Origin of the sequence: Bacillus sp. FSL K6-0069 (genome assembly GCF_038007785.1) — a bacterium.
Classification (GTDB): Bacteria; Bacillota; Bacilli; order Bacillales; family Bacillaceae_G; genus Bacillus_A; species Bacillus_A mobilis.
This window is the reverse complement of record NZ_JBBOXN010000002.1, coordinates 282959-293176: the sequence shown is the minus strand read 5'-3', so window position 1 is coordinate 293176 and position 10218 is coordinate 282959. Positions and strand designations below refer to the sequence as shown.

Below are 10218 nucleotides of genomic sequence, written 5' to 3'. Positions count from 1 at the left end.
GTTATCAAGACCTAAATTGTAAAAAATCATAAAAAACAAAGGATTTTACGTATTATATATGACTAATATGTAAAACAATTTTACTTCTTATTCAACAAACGCGCTCGATTGTTGAATAACTTTTTTAAAAATTATTCATGATAAAGTTCAACAAAACTCATTGGGAAGGAAAAGATTTTTATACCCAACCTCCATTATTATGTATAATTGAATTATCTGAAGGTTATAATTATATGTTTATGGAGACGATATTATGAATTGTATGGATTCTACTAATTTTGTTTTACATGCAAAAAGTAACCAGTTTTATTGGGAAGGGAACGGCCAATTATCCATTAAAACATTTTCTAACGGAAAAGCGCATTACAAGACTAGTAAAGGTTTTTTTGCTGTCGAAGAAAGCAGATATTTACTTCTTAATGAAGGATCTTATACAATTTCAATTGATGAAAATAAGGAAGTAGAATCTTTTTGTATCTTTTTTAAAGATGGATTTGCAGAGGAAATTTTAAGCTCACTAAGAGAAACGAACAATAGACTTCTTAGCGATCCTTTTAAGGATAAGAGTTATATTGGATTCTTTGAAAAAACTTATGATACAAGTAAAATTCTACTGTCTCAAATAACGAAATTTAAAGAAAACTTATCTATTCTCGAGAATGATCCAGTTGGTTATGAAGAACAATTTCACAAGTTAATGCAAATTATACTAATTGAACATTTCAATACATGGAGAGAAGTCGAATCATTAAGTGCACTACGTAATTCTACACGAGAAGAATTATATAGAAGGATTAGTATCGCACATGATTATATAAGGTCCTATTATGATAAAGCAATTAAATTGAATGACATTGCTCAAATTGCTTGTTTATCGCCAAACCATTTATTAAGAACATACTCACAAATATATGAGAAAACGCCTCATCAGCATATATCAGAGTTTAGAATTCTAAAAGCGAAAAAGCTTCTAACGCAACTAGATTTCAATATGACTGATATAACATTTGAACTGGGATTACAAAATCCTGTATCTTTTAGCAAAATGTTTAAACAGCATGTCGGGGTTTCTCCTATTGAATTTCGAAAAAAGGTGATTTTGGATAAGAAATACTAAGTTAAACCGTATATTATTAGAATGAAATAATATTCGAAAGGGGAAATTCTCATTGGAAACTACTATGATTCAGAAAGTCGGTCAAATTGGGGTGCCAGTTAAAGATTTAGATAAGGCAATTACTTTTTATAAAGAAAAACTAGGATTATCGCTTCTATTTAATACTGACAACATAGCATTCTTTGAATGTAACGGGTTGCGTCTTTTTTTAAGCCTTCCAGAAAAAGAGGAATTTGCTCAATCTAGTTCAGTCATTTATTTTCAAGTTGAAAAAATTAAAGAGACTTATGAAGACTTATTAAGCAAGGAAATTGTTTTTATCGATGAACCACATATTGTAGCGAAAATGGGACAAACAGAAACATGGATGACATTCTTTAAAGATACAGAAGGTAATACCCATGCTTTAATGAGTGAAATACAAGCTTAATGAGAGCAATGAAAGAGGCCGTCTAATATCAACGATCTCTTTCATTTTTTTAGCATCTCACAAGCTAGATAAATTTCTACTTTGCTTTACCACTATTTATGGTGGTACGGTTCGCCCTGCTTAATATTAATCCAATAATTATTTATTAACAAAATGGCACGATTATTGAATATGTAGGGAACGGAGTGCCATTAGATTTTTTTATAAACATCTGCATAAGCAAATTTTAGCTGCTCGCGTATTTCTTTATTTTCTCCATCCAATTTCTTAATTTTCCGTTTTAATGAAGCAATAATGGCATCCTTATTGTTCTCATCCGTTTCCCGTTTAATTTGCTTTGGAGTAGAAACTTGAGCTTGTTTCTGGCGTAAAGATTCAATCCGTTCGCGTATTTCAGTAGTGTTATAGAGTGTTGCTTTAGCAACACCCGCCTCATTTGCTACGCTATTAAAATTGATGTTCTGATTGGCTCGCACGAGCCTTTGAATAGCTTCATCAATTTTTTGAGCGGTACCTGCCTTTCTGGATGCGTGAATTGCTTTTAACTGTTCTCTACGATCATAATTATTCATATTTCACACCATACTTTCTCTTTATACGATTTTGTCGGCCGAAAATGATATTACCTTCTCTAATATTATTTAAGATACCTTGATATCTGTTTAAATTCCTTTCATGTTTCTCAACCATATCCTCACGATTATGCTGTTTAGCTATTTCTACAGCCCTCGTTGTTGTTTTAATGTGCAACTCATATTTTTCAATATCCAGCTCTGAAAATCCAATCGCTAAGTCTTTGCAAGGGCTACCACTATTACATGTCAAACAAGGTGGTGCTTCCATATGTGGACAATCTCCTTTCAATCGTGCGTGGCATGTTCCATAAGGGTTGTCCATCGCATTTAATTTATGCTCTTGCCAGAGTGCTTGTAAGATATCCTCAGGAATATCTTCACCCGCATTAATCTTTTGCACCTCACCATTCAAATCAAAGCTGAAAACTCCTTGATTTATAACAGACTCGAATGCTTTTCGTTTGGTTTCATCCAATAGCTTAGCATACCGTAAAGTCATTTCAGGAGATGCATGAGCTAGTAATTCTTGTACTGTTAAAATATCTGCCCCGCCATTCAATAATTTCACAGCATATGTATGACGAAATTGATGGGTCTTAAAACGAAAGATATCACCATTTTCATCTACAATGTTTTTCTTTTCTGCTAGTTCATTCAAATGTCTTCGAATCCAACCTTGCGTATAGGGCTTACCTTTTCTTATTCCTTGATATCGTACAAAGATATATTTTTCTGGATTATTATCTTGTGTGCTATTTTCTTTGGAATTTGAAATTAAAACCGAAAGAATTTTTGCGAGCTCCTCATCAATTGGAATTCGATGACCTTGTACAAACGTTTTTTCAATATCAGTTACAATAGAATATTTACCATTCAATTGTACAAGGCAATCTGTTGTGAGTTCTAATACATCTGAAATGCGAAGCCCCGTTTTAAACGCTACCCATACCACCGGTATGATGTCTTTATGAAGTTCGTTAAGATGAACGAATAATTGTTCCAGTACAAAGTCAGGAATGTAATCAATTTGCCCATAGGGCTTTTTTTTCACTTTAGGTTTATCTCCTGGGAAAATTAATAATTTTACGTTTGTAGTTGGAGCAATATCATATTCGTATTTTTGAATGTCTCCTAAAAACTTACTTATAAGTTTCACACCTTCTGATATATATCTTTCTGGATTTTCAATTCCTTTATTTTTGGTGTCTTCATGCAACCATTGAATATATAGCTCCATGTGAGATCGTTTGAGACCTTTCAAATCATTCCATGTTGGTTCTAATGAAAATATGAAAGAAAAAAATTTAGTTAAAGTTCTTGAATAGCCCCTTGCTGTAGCAAACGAAAGATCCTGTCGTCCCATTAAACGTTGCTTGATATATTTTTTTGTACTATCTTTTATTTTTATTGGTTCTATTTTAGTGAAATCAAGAAAATGCGCGGTTAAACTTTTGCTGTAGGATATCCCATATTTGGTATGTAATATCCGTACATCCCAACGATCTTTCTCCCATTCATCACGCGGATCTGCTAACACCAAGAAGTTGGAATGAATGATACGAAAATAGGTTGCTGCGGGGGATTTATGTGTATATCCGTCGAACATTGTGGTCTTTGATGTCTTTGTTGTAGGAATTCCATGTTGTTCTAACCAAAACAACCATTCTCGTTCAGCCTTCTCCATATCCAAATCAAATAAAGAGGGAAGATGGGGGTACTTTTCGTTAAGAAAAATGGATAATTTGTTTAATAATGCAGCTTTTTGATTAAAACCACTACTTAATGCCCACTGTTCTTTGAATAATTTTTGATACCATACATATTTTATTTCAAGATTAACAGTTGGACTATTTATTCGAAAATGCACATTTCGACGTTTCCCCTTGTAATTATCCGCCATTTTCCGAAATTGAGGGATACTTTCTAAGAATTTGATATTCCAATTGTTATTCATTAAAAAATAGGGGTTTTCCACACGGTTAGTGGTAACAGACCCATCAGATTGGATTGTTTTTTCTATATAATTAGAAAGCTCATATTTCAATCGTTCATGAAAATTTACTTCTCCTATATTTATTTGTCGTTTTCGCTTCATATTTACCACCTTCAGCTTTTCTCATCGATTTTAAATGCATCTTGTGCTTTTTCCCAATCCTTACGGATATCTTCGTCCGAAGGATGGAGGTACAAATTCATTGTTGTTTGAATTTGAGCATGCCCTAATCTCTCTTGTACTTGCTTGATGTCCTTTGTCTCTTGGTAGTATATGGTGGCATGTGTATGTCGTAACAGGTGAGGATGAATATCAATTTTTGTTTTTTTTCGCAAGCGTTTAAAGAGAGATTCTACATCGCTATAATTCATAGGTCTACCCATATTTCTTCCACGTAGCTTAATAAAGACAAAGTTTGTTTCAATATTCAGTCCATCAATAATTTCATATAGATAATCATCATACAAATCCATAAGGTGTTGTGATACAAATATCTCCCGTTCTCCTGTTTTGAGCTTTGCACCATTCTCTAATTCTCCTCGGTCCCTCAAGCGAATCCGATGTCCTTTTTGATGGTCAAATATAAAGTCCTCCAAATATAGAGAAAGAGCCTCTCCAATACGTAATCCCGTTTCAAACAGAAGTTGAATAAGAAAAGCATCCCGTATATTTGTAGTAGCTGTGAAAGTTTGTCGCACTTGCTCTTTTGTGAGTATTTGAATTCTTTTACGAGGCTCTTTTACTTTTAATACATTTCGAATAGAGGGCTTATTCTTATTAATATGATGTAGAAAACTCTTATATCGTGTTCTTCCTCCTGTATAAATCTGACGCATTAGTTTTTCATTCATGTCTTTAGATATTTCTTCGTTACGGTATAAATAATCATAAAAATTTGTAACTGTAGTAATGGTTAAGTTTACTGTTTTTTCAGTCTTTTTGGATTTCACAGGAGTAATAGACGCTACATTTAAACTAGTATACGGATGACGTAACCAGCCAACAAAATCTGCCAAGTCTTCTAATTTTATTTCTTTGTAATTTTTTTCAGTTTCTCTTAAATATAAAAAATATTGTTTTAGGGCATAACAATATGTCTTTTGAGTATTCCTACTTTTACCTGTACTATCCAAATATTTGAGATATTTTACTACCGGAACAATCGGAATCCCTTTTTCATCAATTAACATGTATTTTTTACTGTTCTCAAGCAAGATCTCTTGTACACGCATAGAATTCCTCCTCTAGATTTTATGCTAAATCTAACAATTATTTTTACACCTACCTTATAGAAGATATCCTCCAGCTACAAAAACTCCTTACATTTTAAACATAACATACTAAATTACTAACATATAGTTAATCATTATATGATGTGATAAAAAAGAACAATAGACTTTTATATTAAACATACTATTCGCTTTTTATTATAGTAGAGTTAACCATTCGCAGCGATGCCAGAGCAATTCGCTGGTATCCGTGAAATTATTAAAGAAAAGACGAAGGTAGAACGACCTACATTAACTCAGGATGAACAAGAACGAATTGAGAACATGCTCTTATGTTCATTAGTATCAGAAGAGGAAATAATGATTACATATTATGAGGATGGTTATTTGCTCTCTAGTTATATGACCGTTGTTGATATTGACCCGTCAAATAGCGCTGTTGTATGTACAGATGCTTTTTATAACAAGATGAAATTGCAATTCGCTAATATAGTAGATGTAAAATAGAATAAAATGCTATACTCACGTTTGGATCATTATTATGAAAATACGTTAGTTTTTCAGAGTGAATTTTAGGTTTTTGTTATACTTAAATTTATATATAACAAAAATAAGATTTGTTGTGTTAAAATGAAATGGATATGAAAAATTGCTGATATATGTATTTAGTGTAAAAGTAGTGTTAGTAAAGTATTGGTGGTTCAAGTCAAAGAAAAAAGACATCCATATGATGTCTTTTTTCTTTATATATATATGAATAGATGTTATTAGGTTAAATAAAATCTTTAATGTAATTAGCTATGTCACTAGAAAACAGTGCCATAATTGTAACAACTATATACATAGCAAATAACGATTTTGCTTTTTTCCTCTCATCTGCTTGTTCTTTTTGAAGAGTGATATAGTAAAGAGATGTTAATAGAGTTCCAATAAAGACAAATATCAGGATTATTCTTTGGAGTATGACAGCTTGTTCTTCAGCTATTTGCATAAGAGTTTCAACGTCAGCTTTTAATAATATGTTCAGTCCAACCATTACATATAAAACTAATAAGGCTAATTTAAGAAAAGTTAATTTTTTCATTTTTATAGTGTTCCTCTCTCTTAAATTGTATCGTGAAATACTTTTAATATGGTTTATAACTGTATAAAATAATTCTTACTTTACTAAGTGTTGCTGAATTTCTTTAATTAAAAGTTCAGCCCCTTCAGGACTAAGAACAATTTGTCCATTAGCTAATGACATGTTTTTTTCTGAAATATCACCAGTTATTGTACAAGCATCATATGACTTGTATTTTTGTAGTATTATCTTTTCACCTTCTACAAATATTTCTATAGGATCTTTTTCTGCGATTCCTAATGTTCTTCTCAATTCTTTCGGTAGAACAATACGTCCTAATTCATCTATTTTACGTGTAACACCTGTTGATTTCATGCTTTACCACCCTTTTATTTGTTTTTTAAATCGTTCAGTTCTTTTAATAAATCTTCATGTTTCTCACATAATCTATATACATCTAATAACAATTGTCTACCATTTATTGCTCCCCATTGATTAGATATGTTAACACCATGCAAACATTTGATTAAATCTGGATTCAATATGGCATTTTTTATTTCATCTATACTCATTTTCATTTCTTCTTTAGGCATTTGCTCTTTCTCCTTCGGATCTATCTATCACATATGGACAGACGTACTAAATGATGTATTTTGGGTATCATTTGCATTTAATACTACAATTTTATCGATAAGATTAATTGCTTTATCCAACGAAATGTTTTTTTCATAACATTTATAGCCTAGTTCTAATGTTAAAAGTGTAGCTTCACTTAAAAGTGATTGTTTTTGAATCTCCTCAATTTTTTTCCCTCTTTTACGAAGATTAATATACTGTTCTATCGACATAATTTCATGCTCCTCTCGCTACAATTACATATCTAAATTACTATTATCATCTTTTATTTCGTTTTCTCTCTCTTTAGCTTCTAACATAAAGTTAGCATAAATCATTATCTTTTCTAATCCATCTTTCGTTGCATTATAATCTGTGATATAACGTTCTTTTCTTCCTGGACTCATATATTTGTTATTTTTCATTTCGTTTATTGTTTCTATATTTAAGATTTTTCCCTTTCCTTTTAATTCGTTCACGAGTTTCAAATTAATAGCTAGGCCTATACTCCAAAGAATCAAGCCGATAACGAAAGAAAGTAATAGATGTACTGAAAGAGAATTATCAATGATCATGAAATAGAGAAAATAGATAATTGAGATTGTCCACAAAAATGGATTGTAGTACTTTTGAATTTTTTTATATTTTTTTATATTTATTTCGTGTTGCTTTTTTCTCATTTCAAGATTCTCTAACATGTAAAAGCTCCTTTTAATTAGTTAACTAAGCTTTTTTTCAAGCGTTGAGTATAAACATTACGTTTTCACTCTATTTCTATAATTTTAATTGTAATTAGACTGCTCAGAATTACCTTCTTAGTTTATTGTAGATGTGATTTGCTTAAATTCCTTAAAACCTATAACCCTATCATTTGGATCATATGCGTAAGCTAATTTATAAATCCCTGTATTTGTGGTCACCTTGTAATACTCCGTTTTTGATACTGGTTCTATTAAAATATCTGTAATAGGTAATTTGAGCTTTTCTTTTAGCAGTTCCTCTTGTTTTTTTTCGTTGTACGCTAACCTTTCATTTTTTTGTTTAACCGTTTGATCCTGTTCAATTGTTTGGAAGTACCCGCATACCATTAATCCTATAAAACTCCCTACCATTACAACTGATACAACAATTTTTGCAATCTCAGGTAGATTAGAACCGATAATGATTATAGCAATTGAAACAATACATATAAACAATAATAAAAAAGTTACGAATTGTAATGCTGTCAACTTAACTCAAACCTTTCCATAAGCCACTTTTCTCTAATGCTATTTTTGATTAGTGATTGTTGCAAGTTTAACAAAAAAGCTATTCGCAAATTCATGGAAAAAGTAAATTACACCATAAGCCAATAGCAAGACACCTACCGAAAAACAAATTAATACAATTTGTCCTTTCCAATTGTATTCGCCTAAATGCCTAAATTTAAAAGATACAGCTAGTAAAAGAGGGCTTATAAAAAGTAATGGTATAGTGAATTTATTTAAGGGAATACTCCCTCCAATGAAGCTCCCTAAAACTAATCCACAAAATAAAATTGCTAATATCATTGGTTTTTTTATGCTCATTGCAATCTGTCCTTTCATCTGAATATATTTAATAAATTGATTGTTTTCAAAGTAAATAACAGGAGAACTCTCCTATATTAATTAGTTAGAATCGGGGTAATCTTTTTGATGATCATATTATCATCCATATCACGTGTAAAGATAACTCTAAATACCCCTTTTTCACTGGTTACCTTCGTATAATCCTCATAATCTTCGACTAATAATTTATCGCTAGTCGTTCCCAGTTCATTTTCTAATAGTCTATTTTTATCATCTATTTGCTTTTGTTCAAGGTCTCTCAAGTTTATAGCAAGTACTGCAAGATTATGATCTGCATCTTTACCAGAGTAATATAACGATATGGAAAGAATAGCTACCGTCACTATTATAAATACTGTAGGTAAAGGATTTTCGTGAATAGAACTCAAATCGTTATTTATACCGAATAATAACATTACGCCAGCAGTTATAACGAGTGAAATTGCTAGTATTGCTAGTGTTTGCATACTACGTTACCCTCCCATAATTATTGTATTCGCTCAAAACAACGACATAATTTGATTCAACAACTGGAAAACTGTAAGTAGAAAAAACAAGAATTTTAAATAGAATTAATTTCTTTAATCTTTTCCATCATCATTATTGCTTGTAATAGATGAAAACAAAGCAACACCCATCGCCTTCTTATTACTACTAGAATACCCTCTATATGTTGATTTTCCAAAAATCATCCGTTTCATTAATATCAAAGTAATTAGTAATACAGATACACAACCCACTATCCATAAACAAGACCAAAATAAATTAATCAAATCATTGAAATTATTCATTTAAATCCCCCATTATTAGTTAATTTATGTTCATAGTCTATTTGCTTTAAAAAGAGCAAGCAGCAAGAAGAATCCTAATAAGCATAAAATTGTTATATTCAATGAGATCCCTGTGTAATGACCAATTGTTACCGTCAAATTATTATAAGTAGGTTCAAATTTATCTTTAAACATAAGTAAAATTCCCGAACTAATTAAACAAATAATTGCTCCAGTTAATCTAATTATGTCTGGAGCATAAAGCTGCTTAGTTTTTAGCCAAAGAACAATAATCGTTGCTAGGGTAACTATAGAAAAGATAAAGATTGATATGATAAGAGTTAAAAGTCCCATCGTGGTAACCCCCTTTCGTTTAATTATAGTTCATAATCAATAAATAAAACTTTATATATTGATTATATAATGAACACAGATATTAAACAACAATAAACTTCATGAAGTTTATTGTTGTTTAATTAAATTGATAGAAACTCTATAGTAATGCTATTATATAAATATGAAAAAGTTAAAGGGTGTTCAATATGACTAAAAAGAAACATTATAAAGTAGTGAATAGAAAACAATTATCTACAACATTAGCCAATGATTTGAATGAAAGATTAGAAAAACTTAAAGAGGATACAAATATACCTAAAACAAGACTATTAGACCAGGCAGTTTCACTGTTATTACTCTTTCAGTCTAATTCTACTAATGCTTTCATTAGTGAAATGAACGAATTAAAAGAGCAAAAAGGGCTTAATAGTAGTGAACTCACAGATTATATTTTAAATAGTCTAAAGAAGGACTAACATGGTTTTATCTAGACTGCTAAGA

General features: G+C 30.9%; 17 protein-coding genes. 4 read left to right on the top strand and 13 right to left on the bottom strand.

Translation table 11 applies throughout. The features are described 5' to 3' along the window. Positions 1 to 253 precede the first annotated feature (253 nt). Together MHB74_RS28645 and MHB74_RS28640 are read left to right on the top strand one after the other, a co-directional pair. Complete coding sequence (locus tag MHB74_RS28645; protein WP_000995745.1) at positions 254 to 1117, top strand: helix-turn-helix domain-containing protein; 864 nt, start codon at positions 254 to 256, stop codon at positions 1115 to 1117. A 52-nt stretch (positions 1118 to 1169) separates the two neighbouring features. Beyond that, positions 1170 to 1547, top strand: coding sequence for a VOC family protein (locus MHB74_RS28640; protein ID WP_000450430.1), 378 nt, complete (start codon positions 1170 to 1172; stop codon positions 1545 to 1547). Positions 1548 to 1738: 191 nt separating this feature from the next. Here the strand turns inward: MHB74_RS28640 and MHB74_RS28635 are convergent, their stop codons facing one another. From MHB74_RS28635 to MHB74_RS28625, 3 genes are read right to left on the bottom strand one after another with little or no spacing between them, the layout of a single operon-like run. Continuing rightward, entirely contained in the window at positions 1739 to 2119 is a 381-nt protein-coding gene (locus MHB74_RS28635) for a DUF6262 family protein (RefSeq protein WP_001067218.1), read from the bottom strand. Next, entirely contained in the window at positions 2112 to 4217 is a 2106-nt protein-coding gene (locus tag MHB74_RS28630; protein ID WP_000824132.1) for a tyrosine-type recombinase/integrase, read from the bottom strand. The genes MHB74_RS28635 and MHB74_RS28630 overlap by 8 nt, the downstream gene beginning before the upstream one ends. Before the next feature lie 11 nt (positions 4218 to 4228). Beyond that, on the bottom strand, positions 4229 to 5347 hold the full coding sequence (locus tag MHB74_RS28625) for a tyrosine-type recombinase/integrase (RefSeq protein ID WP_001265871.1): 1119 nt from the start codon (positions 5345 to 5347) through the stop codon (positions 4229 to 4231). Positions 5348 to 5569: 222 nt separating this feature from the next. Here MHB74_RS28625 and MHB74_RS28620 point away from each other — a divergent pair, with 222 nt between their 5' ends. Continuing rightward, positions 5570 to 5851: a YolD-like family protein gene (locus MHB74_RS28620; protein WP_001114979.1), complete on the top strand. Its 282-nt coding sequence runs from the start codon at positions 5570 to 5572 to the stop codon at positions 5849 to 5851. 265 nt (positions 5852 to 6116) lie between these two features. On the opposite strand, the gene MHB74_RS28615 is transcribed toward MHB74_RS28620, so the two are convergent. The 10 genes from MHB74_RS28615 to MHB74_RS28570 form a co-directional block, all read right to left on the bottom strand. Further along, positions 6117 to 6428, bottom strand: a complete 312-nt coding sequence (locus MHB74_RS28615) for a hypothetical protein (RefSeq protein WP_000736944.1) — start codon at positions 6426 to 6428, stop codon at positions 6117 to 6119. Positions 6429 to 6503: 75 nt separating this feature from the next. Next, complete coding sequence (locus MHB74_RS28610; protein WP_000843050.1) at positions 6504 to 6782, bottom strand: AbrB/MazE/SpoVT family DNA-binding domain-containing protein; 279 nt, start codon at positions 6780 to 6782, stop codon at positions 6504 to 6506. A 14-nt stretch (positions 6783 to 6796) separates the two neighbouring features. Further along, positions 6797 to 7000, bottom strand: coding sequence for a hypothetical protein (locus tag MHB74_RS28605; protein ID WP_001123650.1), 204 nt, complete (start codon positions 6998 to 7000; stop codon positions 6797 to 6799). A gap of 27 nt (positions 7001 to 7027) precedes the next feature. After that, on the bottom strand, positions 7028 to 7255 hold the full coding sequence (locus MHB74_RS28600) for a hypothetical protein (RefSeq protein WP_000021288.1): 228 nt from the start codon (positions 7253 to 7255) through the stop codon (positions 7028 to 7030). Between the two features lie 24 nt (positions 7256 to 7279). Beyond that, a complete protein-coding gene (locus MHB74_RS28595; RefSeq protein ID WP_000892314.1) occupies positions 7280 to 7720 on the bottom strand; it encodes a hypothetical protein in 441 nt (146 codons plus the stop codon). A gap of 117 nt (positions 7721 to 7837) precedes the next feature. Then, complete coding sequence (locus tag MHB74_RS28590) at positions 7838 to 8251, bottom strand: hypothetical protein (RefSeq protein WP_000126133.1); 414 nt, start codon at positions 8249 to 8251, stop codon at positions 7838 to 7840. Positions 8252 to 8290: 39 nt separating this feature from the next. Then, positions 8291 to 8590 (bottom strand): hypothetical protein, encoded by a 300-nt coding sequence (locus MHB74_RS28585; protein WP_000023422.1) that lies wholly within the window; start codon positions 8588 to 8590, stop codon positions 8291 to 8293. Between the two features lie 77 nt (positions 8591 to 8667). Then, positions 8668 to 9078 (bottom strand): hypothetical protein, encoded by a 411-nt coding sequence (locus tag MHB74_RS28580; protein WP_001193820.1) that lies wholly within the window; start codon positions 9076 to 9078, stop codon positions 8668 to 8670. Between the two features lie 114 nt (positions 9079 to 9192). Further along, positions 9193 to 9402, bottom strand: a complete 210-nt coding sequence (locus MHB74_RS28575; RefSeq protein WP_001058763.1) for a hypothetical protein — start codon at positions 9400 to 9402, stop codon at positions 9193 to 9195. A gap of 30 nt (positions 9403 to 9432) precedes the next feature. Then, the gene (locus MHB74_RS28570) at positions 9433 to 9735 is read right to left on the bottom strand and encodes a hypothetical protein (protein WP_000523775.1); all 303 of its coding nucleotides are present in this window, start codon (positions 9733 to 9735) and stop codon (positions 9433 to 9435) included. Positions 9736 to 9923: 188 nt separating this feature from the next. Between MHB74_RS28570 and MHB74_RS28565 the strand changes: the two genes are divergently transcribed. After that, complete coding sequence (locus tag MHB74_RS28565; protein ID WP_000162598.1) at positions 9924 to 10193, top strand: ribbon-helix-helix domain-containing protein; 270 nt, start codon at positions 9924 to 9926, stop codon at positions 10191 to 10193. Positions 10194 to 10218: the final 25 nt, after the last annotated feature.